This window comes from Streptomyces sp. NPDC107500, from assembly GCF_055582785.1.
Genome location: NZ_JBVJPF010000002.1, coordinates 780,858 through 794,847, shown reverse-complemented (window position 1 = coordinate 794,847; position 13,990 = coordinate 780,858). Strand labels below are relative to the sequence as shown.

Below are 13,990 nucleotides of genomic sequence, written 5' to 3'. Positions count from 1 at the left end.
GTCACTCGCCGGGGCCGGCGGTGGCCCGCGGTGCCGCGCTCAGGTGCTCGCCGATCTTCTTCACCAGCATGTTCATCTGGTACGCCACCACACCGACGTCCGCGTTCGGCCCGGTGAGCACGACCAGGTGGGCGCCCGGACCCGCGGAGCTGAGGATCAGGTAGCCGTTGGCCATCTCGATGAGGGCCTGACGCACCGGGCCGCCGCGGAAGTCCATGCTGACGCCCTTGCTGAGGCTCATCAGGCCCGACGCGGTCGCCGCCAGCCGCTCGGCGTCGTCCCGCAGGAACCCGGTGGACTTGCTGACGACGAGCCCGTCCTCGGAGAGCACCACCGCCTGGTTCACGTCGGCGACCCGCTCCACGAGTCCGGTGAGCAACTGGTCCAGCTCGCTGTGCGTGGCGGGGGAGGGTCGGGTCATCGGGTGTCCTTCGTCGGCGGTCGGCGGTCGGCGGTGGGCGTGGAGGGGGCGGCGGAGGAGAACACCTGCCCGTCGGTGTCGTCGGAGGCGGCGTCGGCCTGGGCCCGCAGCGTGCCGCGCTGGAACCCGCCGAGGGACGACGCGGCACGCTCGGCCGTGAAGTCGGCGTACTCGTCGGGCGCGCCGTCCGGGCCGTCGGCGGTGTCCTCGTCCCGCAGCTCGGCGGCGAGGCTGGTCTGCGGAACCCTGCGGGGCAGCGGCGCCAGGCCGTTCGGCTCGGAGGCGGAGGCGGAGACGGGGGCAGAGGCGGCGGCCGGGGCGACGGGCGTGGCGGCTTCGGCCCGGCTCGCGGGCACCGGCCGCGGCCGTACCGTGGGCCCGGCGGGGTCGACGGACCCGCCGGACGTGGAGCCCCCGGAACCCGGCCCGTCCGCCGTCGCCGGCGTGGGTGCCGCGGGCGCGTCGTCGACCGGCTCCCGCACCACGATCTCGTGCGGGATCAGCACGATCGCCGTGGTCCCGCCGTACGGCGAGGAACGCAGTGTCACCGTGATGCCGTGCCGGTGCGCGAGGCGGGCCACGACGAACATGCCGAGCCGCAGGTCGTCGGCGAGCGCCACCACGTCGAACTGCGGGGCCACCGCCAACTGTTCGTTGAACGCCGCGTAGTCCTCCTCGGACAGCCCGAGCCCGCGGTCCTCGATCTCGACGGCCAGCCCCTTGGCCACCAGCGCCGCGCGCACCCCGACCGGGTTGGGCGCGGGGGAGTAGGCCGTCGCGTTGTCGATCAGCTCGGCCAGCAGGTGGATCACGTCGGCGACCGCGGGCGGCGCGAGCGCCACCTCCTCGTCGGTGTGCAGTTCCACGCGCTGGTACTCGGCCACCTCACCCACGGCGCTGCGCAGGATGTCGACCAGCGAGACGGGCTCGCGCCAGGTGCGTCTGGGCTGCTCGCCGCTGATGATGACGAGGTTCTCCTCGTACCGGCGCAACTGGCTCGCCGTCGAGTCCAGTTCGTACAACCCCTTGAGGATCTCGGGGTCGGTGTGCTCGCGCTCCAGGGCGTCCAGCTTGCCGAGCTGCATGTTGACCAGGTTCTGGCTCTGCCGGGCGATGCCGAGGATCACCTTCTGGAAGCCGCGCCGGGTGTCGGCCAGTTCGACGGCGGTGTGCACGGCGGTGCGCTGGGCCGTGTTGAACGCCTGCGCGACCTGCCCGAGTTCGTCCCGTCCGTAGTCCAGCGGCGGGGTCGCCGACTCCACGTCGACCTTCTCGCCCCGCTCCAGCCGCGCCACCACGTCCGGCAGCCGCTCCTCGGCCAGGCTCAGCGTGGCCAGCCGCAGCCCGCGCAGCCGCCTCGACAGCGAACGCGTGATGCGCCAGGACATGCCGACGCACAACAGCAGGGCGACCAGCCCGCCGGCGCTGAGGGAGGCGGCCGTGATCAGCAGCTGGCGCGCCTCGTCGGCGCTGCGGTCCAGGAGCCCGCCCGTCTGCTGCCGGATCAGTTTCCCGTACGCGTCGGAGACCTTCGCGAACGCCGTGGTCCACTCCTCCCGCAGCTCCGGCAGGTCGATCCGGTCCGCACCGTCCGCGGCGCGGGCCGCGAGCACCCTGTCCTCGACCCGCTGGAGGGTCTGCCACTCGGGGCTGGCGAGGATCCGCTCGGTCTCCGTCTTCGCGCTGCCGCTCAGGGAGGGGACGATCTGGTCCTGGACCAGCCAGCGCCGGGTGTGGACCAGTTGCGCGAAGCGCGCCCACTGCTGCTCGTCCATCCGGGCGGACGGCCAGGCCAGGGTGAGCCGGGCGTCCTCCTGGGAGGTCAGTTCGGCCGCGTGCTCCAGGGCGACCAGCGGCCCGGCCTGCGAGGTGAGGTCGCCGTCGTCGACCTGGGACAGTTCCTGGAAGGCGTGGACCTGCTCGTCGATGATCGAGGTGTACTGGTCGAGCGCCTGCTCGGGGGTGATGTCGCTCGGGTCGTCGACCTGGTCGCGGTAGTACTCCAGGCTGCCCACCGAGCCGAGCACCGAGTACAGCCGGTCCGAGACCCGGGAGGGCGCTTCCTCGATCGCGTCGGACTGGCCGACCAGCTGGGCGACCGCCTCGTCCGTCTTCCTGCGCTGCGCCTCCAGTTCCGCCCGGTCGCCCTCGGGCGCGGCCAGCCAGGCGGCCGACAGGCTGCGCTCCTTCTGAAGGGCGAGCGTCGCCTCGGTGCCCATGGCCCCGGTGTCGCGGCTCAGTTCCGTCTGCGAGCGCAGCCGCAGGCCCTCCGAGAACATCTGGATCGTCGTCACCCCCCACACGGCGGCCAGCGTGACGCCGGGCACCAGGGCCAGGAGGATCAGGGAGAGACGTATGGAGCCGAGGCGGCGCCGGGCTCCCTTCCGTGCGGGCATCGTCGTCCTAGGCGATCATCGGGGAAGGATGTTCGAGGTGCGGGCGAGCCGGCGGCCGCGGGGCCCGGTCACCGGGTGCCGCCCGCGGCGAACTTCGCGACCGTGTCGGCGTTCGTGCGGGTCACGAACGCGGGGCCGGTCAGCACCGGCGCCACTCCGCCGCCGCTGACGTTGCCGTTGGTCCGGTACAGCCAGAGCGCGTCCACCGCGAGATAGCCCTGGAGATACGGCTGCTGGTCCACCGCGAACTGGACGTCCCCCCGTTTGACGGCGGCGACCAGGTCGTTGTCGAGGTCGAAGGTGGCGACGTCGGCACTGCTGCCCGCCTCGTCGACCGACTTGACCGCGGTGAGCGCGAACGCCGCGCCGTTCGTGACGACTTCGTCGATGCTGGGGTCCTGGCGCAGCCGCGCGGTGACCGCGGCGCCGACCGCCTTCATGTCGGTGCCCTCGACGTAGAGCATCTCGGTCTCGCCCTTGAACGTCTTCTTCACACCGGCGCAGCGGGCCTCCACGGCAACGTTGCCACGCTCGTGGATGACGCACAGGGCGTGTTTGGCCTTGAGGTCGTTGAGTTTGTCGCCGACGGCCCGGCCCGCCACGCTCTCGTCCTGTCCGAAGTACTCCAGGAGTCCCGCCGACCGCCAGGCGTCCATACCGGAGTTGAGGCCGACCACGGGTATCCCGGCGGCCTTGGCCTCGGCGACCGGCGCCTTCATCGCCTGCGGCTTGGCCAGCGTCAGGGCGATGCCGTCCACCTTGTCCCGGACCGCGTCCCGCACCAGGTCGGCCTGGCCGGCGGTGTCGGCGTCGCCCGCGTACGTCAGGTCGATGCCGTCCTTGGCCGCCGCGGCCTCGGCACCCTTGCGCACCCGGTCCCAGAAGGCGTCGCCCTCGCCGCCGTGGGTGACCATGACGACCTTCATCCGGTCGGCGCCGGACCCGCCGGCGGCGTCCGCCGTCGAGCCGTCCTCGTCCCCGCCGACGGCGGAGCAGCCGGCCGTCAGCAGACAGACGGCCGCGGCGAGGGCGGCGGCGCGCAGCGGGCCGGGGGAGTGGGTGGGCGGGGGAGAAGTACTCATGGGGGCGGGGGCACCTCGCTGTGCGGCCGAGCAGGAGGAACGGGGCGAGGTGGCCCGGAGCCACGTGTCGCTGCGCCAACCGGGTGAATCTCGCCTGGCCGGAGCAAACCGTGAGTGACCGCTGGTAGTCAAGTGACCAGCGACCAGGTGTGAGTTGTCGGTGCCGCATCGTGATGAACGGGACAGGTGGCGAACGGTGCTCCTCGACGCCGACTCCAGCGGTTCCCAAGGAGGACTATCTGACGGTCAGTTATCGGTGAGTTATCGTGTACAGGGGGTAAAGGCGGGCCGCACGGCCTGTTGAGTTCCAGCCCAGGAGAGTTCAGCCGATGGCGAGGCAGCTACGCGCCGAGCAGACCCGCGCGACGATCGTCGGCGCCGCCGCCGACCTGTTCGACCGTCACGGCTACGAGTCGACCAGCCTGAGCGAGATCGTGGCCCACGCCGGGGTCACCAAGGGCGCCCTGTACTTCCACTTCGCGGCGAAGGAAGACCTCGTCCACGCCATCATGGAGATCCAGTCCAGGACCTCGCGGCAACTCTCCACGGATCTGGGCGGGCGCGGCTACACCTCGCTGGAGGCGCTGATGCGCCTCACCTTCGGCATGGCCCGGCTGTGCGAGGAGGGTCCGGTGCTCCGCGCCGGTCTGCGGCTCGCCACCGCGGGCGTGCCGGTACGGCCGCCGCTGCCGCACCCCTTCACCGAGTGGCGGGAGATCGCCACCTCCCGGCTCCTCGACGCGGTCCGGCAGTCCGACCTGCATCCGGACATCGACGTCGACTCCGTGGCCCACACCCTCGTCTGCTCCATCGTCGGCACCCGCGTGGTCAGCGGGACCCTGGAACCGGCCGGGCGCCAGCCCCGCCGCCTGGCCGAGATGTGGCACATCCTCATCCGCGGCATGGTGCCGGTGACCCGTCGCGCCCGCTACGTCACCCTCGCGGCGCGCCTGGAGCGCGAGACCGCCTCCGCCTGAACGGACCGGCCCGCGCGGTACGGTGAGGCGCATGCCCGACACCCCGTCCGCGCCCGCCCCCGTCATCCTCGGCGACGAGCCCGGGTCCTTCCCGCACGGTGTGCTCGCCGACCGGCACCCCGCCATCGTCCGGCAGGTGCGCGACGCGTTCCCCTACGGCCCCGAACGGCTGCGCGCCCTCGACGCGCTGCTCGCGAGCTGTGCCGACGGTGTGATCGAACCGCTGCCCGCCGACGCCGGCCCCCGCGACCGGGACCGCTGGGCGCGGTGGGGCCTGGACGCGTACGCCGGCCGCTCCTGGTACGACGTGCCCTGGCTGTGGGCCGAGAGCCACTTCTACCGCCGGCTCCTCGACGCCGTCGGCTACTTCGCCCCCGGCACCTGGCAGGGCGTCGACCCGTTCCGGCCGGCCAAGCTCGCCGAACTCGACGACCCCGCGACGGACGAGGAACTCACCGCGCTCGACGGCCTCGCCGCCCTGCCCGCCGGCGAGCGGACCCGGGCCCTGCTGCACGGCTCGCTCTGGGGCAACCGGGCGGACCTCGGCTTCCGCCTCTCCGAGGGCGGCACCGGCACCGGGGAGCGGGAGGAGGCCCTCGTCTGCGACGACGGCGACGCCCTGTGGTCCCTGCTCCCGCCCTCCGAAGGACCCGGCGCGGCGGGACCGAGGACTCTGTGCCTCGTCGCCGACAACGCGGGCCGCGAACTCGTCCCCGACCTGCTCCTCGTCTCCCACCTGCTCGCCGAGGGCCGCGTCGACCGGGCGGTCCTGCACGTCAAGCCGCACCCTTACTACGTCTCCGACGCGACACCCGCCGACCTGCTCGACGCGCTCCGCCGGCTGGTGGCGGCGGGCGGCGCGGCCGAGGAGTACGGGCGTCGGCTGTGGACGGCGCTGCGGGACGGGCGCGTCACCGTCCGCGCCCACCCGTTCTCCTGCGCCCCGCTGCCGTACGCCGACATGCCCGAGGACCTGCGCGCGGAGTTCGCCGCGGCCACCGTCACCGTCCTCAAGGGCGACCTGAACTACCGCCGCCTGGTGGGCGACCGGTGGTGGCCGCCGACCACGCCCTTCGCGGACGCCACCGCGTACTTCCCGGGTCCCGTCGCCGCCCTGCGCACCCTCAAGTCCGATGTGATCACCGGCCTGTCGGAGAAGACCGAGGCGGCGCTGGAGTCGGGCGGGGAGCGGCACTGGCGGACCGGCGGGACGCACGCCCTGATCCAGGTCAGGACCTGAACGCGAAGTTCCCGCGTTCCGCGCTCTTTCACGCGATGGTGTGATCATGTGCCGCCGGGTGGATGTGCCCTCGGGGCCCTGGGTAGTGCCGGGCCATGACGCGACAGCCCTTCGAACTCCCGCACTTCTACCTGCCGCATCCCGCGCGGCTCAACCCGCATCTCGACGAGGCCCGGGCCCACTCGACGGCGTGGGCGCGTGAGATGGGCATGCTGGAGGGCTCCGAGGTCTGGGAGCAGTCGGACCTCGACGCACACGACTACGGACTGCTCTGCGCCTACACCCATCCCGACTGCGACGGGCCGGCGCTCTCCCTGATCACCGACTGGTACGTGTGGGTCTTCTTCTTCGACGACCACTTCCTGGAGCGGTTCAAGCGCACCCAGGACCGCGTCGGCGGCAAGGCCCACCTGGACCGGCTGCCGCTGTTCATGCCGTCGGACCCCACCACCGGGATGCCCGAGCCGGAGAACCCGGTCGAGGCAGGACTCGCCGACCTCTGGACCCGCACGGTGCCCGCGATGTCGGCCGACTGGCGCCGCCGCTTCGCCGTCGCGACCGAGCACCTGCTCAACGAGTCCCTGTGGGAGCTGTCCAACATCAACGAGGGGCGGATCGCCAACCCCGTCGAGTACATCGAGATGCGCCGCAAGGTCGGCGGCGCCCCCTGGTCGGCGGGGCTCGTGGAGTACGCGACCGCGGAGGTGCCCGCGGCCGTCGCCGGGTCCCGGCCGCTCCGGGTGCTGATGGAGACGTTCTCCGACGGCGTGCACCTGCGCAACGACCTCTTCTCCTACCAGCGCGAGGTCGAGGACGAGGGCGAGCTGAGCAACGGGGTGCTGGTCCTGGAGACCTTCTTCGGCTGCACCACCCAGGAGGCCGCCGAGCTGGTCAACGACGTCCTCACCTCCCGCCTGCACCAGTTCGAGCACACCGCCTTCACCGAAGTGCCCGCGGTGGCCCTGGAGAACGGACTCACGCCGCCCGAGGTCGCCGCCGTCGGGGCCTACGTCAAGGGCCTCCAGGACTGGCAGTCCGGCGGCCACGAATGGCACATGCGCTCCAGCCGGTACATGAACAAGGGCGCGCGGCCCGTCGCCGGGTGGCAGGCGCTCACCGGCCCCGGCACCTCCGCCGCCGACGTCGGCGCCCTGCTCGCCGCCACCGCCGCCCAGCGGGCCCGGCCCTACACGCACGTCCCCTTCCAGAAGGTCGGCCCGTCGGTCATTCCCGACATCCGCATGCCGTACCCGGTGGAGCTGAGCCCCGCCCTGGAGGGATCCCGGCGGCACCTGCTCGCGTGGTCGCACCGGATGGGCATCCTCGGCGAGGGTGTGTGGGACGAGGACAAGCTCGCGAGCTGCGACCTCCCCCTGTGCGCCGCCGGTCTCGACCCGGACGCCACCCAGGACCAGCTCGACCTGGCCTCCGACTGGCTGGCCTTCGGGACCTACGGCGACGACTACTACCCGCTCGTCTACGGGCACCGCCGCGACCTGGCCGCCGCCCGGCTGACCACGGCCCGGCTCTCGGCCTGCATGCCGCTCGACGGCGAACCGGTCCCGCCGCCCGGCAACGCCATGGAGCGCTCCCTGATCGACCTCTGGGTGCGCACGACGGCCGGTATGACGCCCGACGAGCGGCGCCCCCTCAAGACGGCCGTCGACGCGATGACCGAGGCCTGGGTGTGGGAGCTGTCCAACCAGATCCAGAACCGGGTCCCCGACCCGGTGGACTACCTGGAGATGCGGCGCGCCACCTTCGGCTCGGACCTCACGCTGGGCCTGTGCCGCGCCGGACACGGGCCCGCCGTACCGCCCGAGGTCTACCGCAGCGGCCCGGTCCGCTCCCTGGAGAACGCGGCGATCGACTACGGGTGCCTGCTCAACGACGTCTTCTCGTACCAGAAGGAGATCGAGTACGAGGGTGAGGTCCACAACGCGGTCCTCGTCGTGCAGAACTTCTTCGGCGTCGACTACCCGGCCGCCCTGCGGGTCGTACAGGACCTGATGAACCAGCGCATGCGCCAGTTCGAGCACGTCGTCGCGCACGAACTGCCCGTCGTGTACGACGACTTCCAGCTCTCCGAAGAGGCCCGGGACATCATGCGCGGCTACGTGACCGACCTCCAGAACTGGATGGCCGGCATCCTCAACTGGCACCGGAACGTCCTGCGTTACAAGGCCGAGTACCTGGCGGGGCGTACCCACGGCTTCCTCCCCGACCGGATCCCGGCCCCGCCGCTGCCCTCGCCCGTGCCCAGGGGGCCCCTCGTGCCCATGCCCTGACCGGCGTTCAGTCTCACTCGTTCGTGGCTCGTCACGCGCCGGTGCGCCGGGTAGAGCACCTGCCGGAGGCGATCCATGGAACAGACAGCGTTGCGGCCCAAACCGATGCCCGGCCGGGAACCGGCCGCCCGTACCGAACCCGACGGCTTCCGGCGTCCGCACGCCGGGTGCCGGCGCCGTCGGCGGCTGACCACCGTGCTGCTCGGTGTGTTCGCCGCGACCGTGCTGGTCCTGGCGGGCGTGGGACTGGGCACGGTGGGCGCCACGGTGATCGGCATGAGCGAACTCGCCGCGCTGCAACAGCGGTCGGCAGCGGCGGGGCCCGGCCCGGGGGCGGGGGACCGGACCGGCTCCCGCACCGCCCCGGCGCCCCCGTCCGCGGCGGCGTCCCTCTCCCCGGCGCGGGCCGCCGCGACCCTCGGCGTGGAGGCCGTGGACCACGAGAAGCCGGGAGCCCTGGTCGTGGGCGTCCACGTGCCCGGTCCCGGTTACGCGGCGGGGCTGGTCCGGGGCGACGTGCTGCTGGTGTTCGGCACGACCCGCGTCGACTCGGCCGCCGATCTCGCACGGGCGGTGGCCCGCGCGCGGCCCGGCAAGGACGTGAAGATCACCGTCCGCCACGAGAGCGGCGGCTACCAGCAGTTGACGGCCGTGCCGGGTGTCGTCACGTGACGGTGCGGAAGTGGCTGGTGAGCCGTCCGGCGTCGTCCAGCACGTGGTAGGCCAGCCCGACCGGCGCGTCCCGGTCCGCGACCTGCTCGCCCTCCCAGGGCAGCCGCAGGGTCCAGGTCACCCCGGGGCCGACCAGCACGGGCCGCCCGGCGAAGACGGTGGCGGCGGGGGTGTGGGCGTGCCCGGTGATCAGCCCGGCGACCCGGGGCCGCCGTTCCAGCAGCGCGGCGAGGCGCTCGGGCCGGCGCAGCGGGTACGCGTCGGGCAGGGGGTGGTGCAGGGACGTCGGCGGGTGGTGGAAGGCGAGCAGCGCCGGGCGGTCGCCGAGTCCGTCGAGCGTCGACTCGATCCAGCCGTACGTCTCCTCGTCCAGCTCCCCCTCGTCGCTCCCCGGGACGCTGGAGTCGCACATCAGCACCGCGCAGCCCGGGAGGACGCGCACCTCGTTGACCGGACCGTCGGCGGCGGGCAGTCCCAGCAGGGCCTTGCGGTAGGGGGCGCGGACGTCGTGGTTGCCCGGGCAGGTCAGCACGGGGAACGGCGCGGTGCCGTCGCGCAGCCCGAGGAGCGCGGCGGCCTCCTCGTACTCCGCCTCGGTGCCGTGGTCCGCGATGTCCCCGGTCACCAGCAGCGCGTCCACCCGCCCCGGCAGTCCCCACAGGTGGTCACGGACCCGCGCGGCGCGCTCGGTCGAGCGCGGACTCCCGTCGAGATGAAGATCGCTGATGTGCGCGAGTACGAGCACGGTTCCCCTCCTTCGGGCGCCCGGACGGCACGCCCCCTTGTTAATGGTTGCAACGCATCAAACCATTAGCCAGGTCGGTCGATCAATGCCAATCGGCTCGCGCCGCCCCCGCGCTGCGGGCAGGATGCTGCCCGTGGTCCCTTCACTCTTTCGCCCAGGGAGGCCCGGATGACCGGCCGCAGGCCCGCCGCTTCCTTCACCGCCGACGACTACCGGGCCCGCATGGAGCGCGCCGCGGGCGCCGCCGCCGACGCAGGTCTCGCCGGGCTGCTGGTGGCGCCGGGCCCGGACCTCGTGTGGCTCACCGGCTACGCGCCCACCGCGGACACCGAACGGCTCACGCTGCTCGTCCTCGCCCCCGGCCGCGACCCCGTGCTGGTCGTCCCCACGCTGGAGGCCCCCGACGCGGCGAAGGCGACCGGCGCGCCCGCCCTCACCCTGCGCGACTGGACCGACGGCAAGGACCCCTACGCCGCCACCGCCGCCCTCCTCGACCGATCCGGGCGGTTCGGCATCAGCGACAACGCCTGGGCGATGCACCTGCTGGCCCTTCAGAGCGCCCTGCCCGGCACCTCCTACGCCTCCCTCACCGAGGCGCTGCCCATGCTGCGCGCCGTCAAGGACGCGGCGGAGCTGGAACTGCTGGCGGCGGCCGGCGCGGCGGCGGACGCCGCGTTCGAGGAGATCCGCACCGTCCGCTTCGGCGGCCGCCGGGAGTCCGAGGTCGCCGCCGACCTCGCCGGCCTGCTGCTGGGCTTCGGCCACTCCCAGGTCGACTTCACCATCGTCGCCTCCGGCCCGAACGGCGCCAACCCGCACCACGAGGTCGGCGACCGCGTCATCGAGGACGGCGACATGGTCGTCCTCGACTTCGGCGGCCTGAAGGACGGTTACGGCTCGGACACCTCCCGCACCGTCCACGTGGGCGAACCCACCGACGAGGAGCGCCGGGTGCACGACCTGGTCCGCGAGGCGCAGGAGGCCGGCTTCCGGGCGGTGCGGCCCGGCGCCGCCTGCCAGGACGTCGACCGGGCCGCCCGCGCGGTCATCGCCGACGCCGGGTACGGCGAGTACTTCATCCACCGCACCGGGCACGGCATCGGCGTCACCACGCACGAACCGCCGTACATGATCGAGGGCGAGGAGCGGCCCCTCGTGCCCGGCATGTGCTTCTCCGTCGAGCCCGGCGTCTACCTGCCCGGCCGGTTCGGGGTACGCATCGAGGACATCGTCACCGTCACGCAGGACGGCGGCCGGCGTTTCAACGACACCACGCGGGAGCTGGTCGTGGTGGAGTGACCGGCGACGGAAAGGACCCCCGACCGCCCCGGCCGACCCGGAGGACGACGGCGCGACCATGACCCAGGCACCGACACCCACCGCGGACACCGTCCGCCGACTGGTCGGCTCCCTGCTGGGCGGGAGCACACGACCCGACGTACGGCCCGTCGCCGCGGGCGCGGGGCCCGCCACCTGGTGGGTCGGCACCCGGCACGTGCTGCGGCTGGCCCCCGACCGCGACGCGTCCGTACGCCAGCGCCGCGAGCTGCGCCTGCGCGAGCTGGTGCGGCCGTACCTGCCCGTCGCGGTGCCCACGAGCGTGGCGCACGGCGAGTGGGCACCGGGGCTGACCTACACGCTGGACGCCAAGGTGCCCGGCGGTTCCGGCGAGGACCACGACGTGTCCGCGCTGGGCGAGGCGGACCTCGCGGCGCTGCTCACCGCCGTGCGCGAGGTGCCGGTCCGCCAGGCCGAGACCCTCGGCGTGCCCCGGTCCGCCCCGCGTTCCCTGGAAGCGCTGCGCGGGATCGCCGAGCGGGCCGAAAAACGCCTCGCGGAGGCCGACGAGTTCGACGCCACGCGCCCGGAGCGGCTCACCCGGCAGGCGGCCGCCCAGCTCGGCGCACAGCCGGGTGCGGCGGTCCTCGTCCACCACGGACTGACCGGCGAACACCTGGTGGTCAGCGCCGACGGCCGGGTCCGCGGCGTCCTCGGCTGGACCGACGCCGTCGTCGGGGACCCGGCCGAGGACATCGCCGGCCTCGCGCTCTCCGTCGGCTCACCGGCCGCGGTGCGCGCCGCCACGCTCGCCGGGTACGGCGCCCGGCCCTGCCTGCGCGGCCTGTGGCTGGCCCGCTGCGACACCGCCGTCCAGCTCGCCGACGCTCTCGCGGGCCGCTCCGCCACCGCCCTGCCCCTGCTGAGGACGCGGCTGCGGCGCGCCTGGGAGCCGATCCTGCTGGAACGGGTGACGGAGCTGCGCGAGGACGACGGGGACGGCACGGCCGACGCGCCCGCCTGAGCGCGCCGCCCCGACAGCGACGCCGGGGCCCGTCACTGCTGTTCGAGCACCACGCTCGACTCGCCCGGCACCCGCAGTATCCCGTCCGTGCCCGGTCCCTCCACCGGTTCCCACGCGGCGAGCACGCGCGCGGGGCGACTGCCCAGCGGGATGAGGGCCGGCTCGGGGCCCAGGTTGACGGCCACCCGGATGTCGCCGCGCCGGAAGGCCAGCCAGCGCGCCCCGGAGTCGTACGCCACCTTGGTGTCGGCGAGGTCGGGGTCGGTGAGGTCCGGCTGCTCGGCGCGCAGGGCGATCAGCCGGCGGTACCAGTCCAGTACGCGCGCGTGCGGCTCGCGCTCCGGCTCGGACCAGTCGAGGCAGGAACGCTCGCGCGTCGCCGGGTCCTGCGGGTCGGGCACGTCCTCCTCCTTCCAGCCGTGCGCGGCGAACTCCCGCCGCCTGCCGTTGCGTACGGCCTCGGCCAGCTCCGGGTCGGTGTGGTCGGTGAAGAACTGCCACGGTGTCCCGGCGGCCCACTCCTCGCCCATGAAGAGCATCGGTGTGAACGGCGCCGTCAGCGTCAGCGTGGCCGCGCAGGCCGCGAGACCGGGGGAGACCAGCGCGGCGAGCCGGTCGCCCTGGGCGCGGTTGCCGATCTGGTCGTGGGTCTGGCTGTAGCCGGTCAGCCGGTGCGCGGCCACCCGCCCGCGGTCCAGCGGACGGCCGTGACCGCGCCCGCGGAAGCTGGAATAGGTGCCGTCGTGGAAGTAGCCCCGGGACAGCGTCTTGGCCAGCGCCGCCAGCGGGTCGCGCGCGAAGTCGGCGTAGTAGCCCTGCGACTCCCCGGTCAGCGCGGTGTGCAGGGCGTGGTGGAAGTCGTCGTTCCACTGCGCGTGCACGCCCAGGCCGCCGTCCGCGCGCGGGGTGATGATCCGCGGGTCGTTGAGGTCGGACTCGGCGATCAGGAACAGCGGGCGGTCCAGGTCGGCCGCGAGGTCGTCCACGGCCGTCGACAGCTGCTCCAGGAAGTGGGACGCGCGCGTGTCCACCAGGGCGTGCACCGCGTCCAGGCGCAGGCCGTCGATGCGGTAGTCCCGCAGCCACGCCAGCGCGCTGTCCACGAGGTACGCGCGCACCTCGTCGGAGCCGGGCGCGTCCAGGTTGACGGCCACGCCCCAGGGCGTGTGGTGGGTGTCGGTGAAGTACGGGCCGAAAACGGGCAGATAGTTGCCGGACGGGCCCAGGTGGTTGTGCACCACGTCCAGGACCACGCCCAGGCCCAGCTCGTGCGCCCGGTCGACGAACCGTTTCAGCGCCTCGGGCCCGCCGTACGGCTCGTGCACCGCCCACAGCGACACACCCTCGTACCCCCAGCCGTGCCGGCCCGGAAAGGGGCACAGGGGCATCAGCTCGACGTGTGTGACGCCCAGATCGGCCAGATGCCCGAGCCGCTCGGCGGCGGCGTCGAGCGTGCCCTCGGGCGTGTACGTGCCGACGTGCAACTCGTACAGCACGCCGCCGGGCAGGGACCGCCCCGCCCAGTCGGTGCGCCAGGCGTGCCGGCCGTGGTCGACGACGGCACTGAGTCCGTCCGGTCCGTCCGGCTGCCGTCGCGAGCGGGGGTCCGGCAGCACCGGCCCGTCGTCCACCGCGAAGCCGTACCGCGAGCCGTCGCCCGCCTCGCTCTCCCCGCACCACCACCCCGGCCGCTCGGGATCGCGCTCCAACGCGCGCGTGGCGCCGTCGCACTCCAGCGTCACTCGGCCGGCCTGTGGTGCCCACACCTCGAACTGCACGGACGGTTCCCCTTCGTCTGCTCACCGTGATGTAGCCCGTCCATGGTCACGCATGAGGGAGCCGTCCGCTAAGGGATTGCCCCCGCTCG

The 13,990-nt window shown here is 73.5% G+C and carries 11 protein-coding genes; 6 read left to right on the top strand and 5 right to left on the bottom strand.

The window, feature by feature from the left end; genetic code table 11:
- Nucleotide 1: 1 nt before the first annotated feature.
- The 3 genes from ACZ67M_RS09635 to ACZ67M_RS09625 all read right to left on the bottom strand — a co-directional run bounded on the left by ACZ67M_RS09635 (nucleotide 2) and on the right by ACZ67M_RS09625 (nucleotide 3,899).
- A complete protein-coding gene (locus ACZ67M_RS09635; protein ID WP_361364074.1) occupies nucleotides 2-421 on the bottom strand; it encodes a roadblock/LC7 domain-containing protein in 420 nt (139 codons plus the stop codon).
- Nucleotides 418-2,817: a sensor histidine kinase gene (locus tag ACZ67M_RS09630; protein WP_469850315.1), complete on the bottom strand. Its 2,400-nt coding sequence runs from the start codon at nucleotides 2,815-2,817 to the stop codon at nucleotides 418-420. The genes ACZ67M_RS09635 and ACZ67M_RS09630 overlap by 4 nt, the downstream gene beginning before the upstream one ends.
- 68 nt (nucleotides 2,818-2,885) lie before the next feature.
- Nucleotides 2,886-3,899, bottom strand: a complete 1,014-nt coding sequence (locus tag ACZ67M_RS09625; protein ID WP_392012288.1) for a substrate-binding domain-containing protein — start codon at nucleotides 3,897-3,899, stop codon at nucleotides 2,886-2,888.
- Nucleotides 3,900-4,228: 329 nt separating this feature from the next.
- Here ACZ67M_RS09625 and ACZ67M_RS09620 point away from each other — a divergent pair, with 329 nt between their 5' ends.
- From ACZ67M_RS09620 to ACZ67M_RS09605, 4 genes are all read left to right on the top strand, one after another.
- Nucleotides 4,229-4,876: a ScbR family autoregulator-binding transcription factor gene (locus tag ACZ67M_RS09620; protein ID WP_361364064.1), complete on the top strand. Its 648-nt coding sequence runs from the start codon at nucleotides 4,229-4,231 to the stop codon at nucleotides 4,874-4,876.
- 31 nt (nucleotides 4,877-4,907) lie between these two features.
- Nucleotides 4,908-6,116, top strand: a complete 1,209-nt coding sequence (locus ACZ67M_RS09615) for a damage-control phosphatase ARMT1 family protein (protein WP_361364061.1) — start codon at nucleotides 4,908-4,910, stop codon at nucleotides 6,114-6,116.
- Between the two features lie 95 nt (nucleotides 6,117-6,211).
- A complete protein-coding gene (gene cyc2, locus ACZ67M_RS09610; protein ID WP_469850312.1) occupies nucleotides 6,212-8,404 on the top strand; it encodes a germacradienol/geosmin synthase Cyc2 in 2,193 nt (730 codons plus the stop codon).
- 75 nt (nucleotides 8,405-8,479) lie between these two features.
- Nucleotides 8,480-9,076, top strand: coding sequence for a PDZ domain-containing protein (locus ACZ67M_RS09605; protein WP_469850310.1), 597 nt, complete (start codon nucleotides 8,480-8,482; stop codon nucleotides 9,074-9,076).
- Here the strand turns inward: ACZ67M_RS09605 and ACZ67M_RS09600 are convergent.
- Nucleotides 9,069-9,821: a phosphodiesterase gene (locus ACZ67M_RS09600; RefSeq protein WP_469850308.1), complete on the bottom strand. Its 753-nt coding sequence runs from the start codon at nucleotides 9,819-9,821 to the stop codon at nucleotides 9,069-9,071. The genes ACZ67M_RS09605 and ACZ67M_RS09600 overlap by 8 nt on opposite strands.
- Nucleotides 9,822-9,989: 168 nt before the next feature.
- Here ACZ67M_RS09600 and ACZ67M_RS09595 point away from each other — a divergent pair, with 168 nt between their 5' ends.
- Both ACZ67M_RS09595 and ACZ67M_RS09590 read left to right on the top strand, forming a co-directional pair.
- The gene (locus ACZ67M_RS09595) at nucleotides 9,990-11,120 is read left to right on the top strand and encodes an aminopeptidase P family protein (RefSeq protein ID WP_469850306.1); all 1,131 of its coding nucleotides are present in this window, start codon (nucleotides 9,990-9,992) and stop codon (nucleotides 11,118-11,120) included.
- A gap of 58 nt (nucleotides 11,121-11,178) precedes the next feature.
- On the top strand, nucleotides 11,179-12,123 hold the full coding sequence (locus ACZ67M_RS09590) for an aminoglycoside phosphotransferase family protein (protein ID WP_469850304.1): 945 nt from the start codon (nucleotides 11,179-11,181) through the stop codon (nucleotides 12,121-12,123).
- A gap of 32 nt (nucleotides 12,124-12,155) precedes the next feature.
- Here ACZ67M_RS09590 and treZ read toward each other — a convergent pair whose 3' ends face one another.
- Complete coding sequence (gene treZ, locus ACZ67M_RS09585; protein ID WP_392236076.1) at nucleotides 12,156-13,901, bottom strand: malto-oligosyltrehalose trehalohydrolase; 1,746 nt, start codon at nucleotides 13,899-13,901, stop codon at nucleotides 12,156-12,158.
- Nucleotides 13,902-13,990 lie beyond the last annotated feature (89 nt).

What these genes read in the sequence shown, in the direction of transcription:
- ACZ67M_RS09630 (WP_469850315.1), bottom strand. Translation starts at nt 2,817, where the DNA reads ATGCCCGCACGGAAGGGAGCCCGGCGCCGCCTCGGCTCCATACGTCTC.
- ACZ67M_RS09620 (WP_361364064.1), top strand. Translation starts at nt 4,229, where the DNA reads ATGGCGAGGCAGCTACGCGCCGAGCAGACCCGCGCGACGATCGTCGGC.
- cyc2 (WP_469850312.1), top strand. Translation starts at nt 6,212, where the DNA reads ATGACGCGACAGCCCTTCGAACTCCCGCACTTCTACCTGCCGCATCCC.
- ACZ67M_RS09615 (WP_361364061.1), top strand. Translation starts at nt 4,908, where the DNA reads ATGCCCGACACCCCGTCCGCGCCCGCCCCCGTCATCCTCGGCGACGAG.
- ACZ67M_RS09590 (WP_469850304.1), top strand. Translation starts at nt 11,179, where the DNA reads ATGACCCAGGCACCGACACCCACCGCGGACACCGTCCGCCGACTGGTC.
- ACZ67M_RS09625 (WP_392012288.1), bottom strand. Translation starts at nt 3,899, where the DNA reads ATGAGTACTTCTCCCCCGCCCACCCACTCCCCCGGCCCGCTGCGCGCC.
- ACZ67M_RS09635 (WP_361364074.1), bottom strand. Translation starts at nt 421, where the DNA reads ATGACCCGACCCTCCCCCGCCACGCACAGCGAGCTGGACCAGTTGCTC.
- ACZ67M_RS09605 (WP_469850310.1), top strand. Translation starts at nt 8,480, where the DNA reads ATGGAACAGACAGCGTTGCGGCCCAAACCGATGCCCGGCCGGGAACCG.
- ACZ67M_RS09595 (WP_469850306.1), top strand. Translation starts at nt 9,990, where the DNA reads ATGACCGGCCGCAGGCCCGCCGCTTCCTTCACCGCCGACGACTACCGG.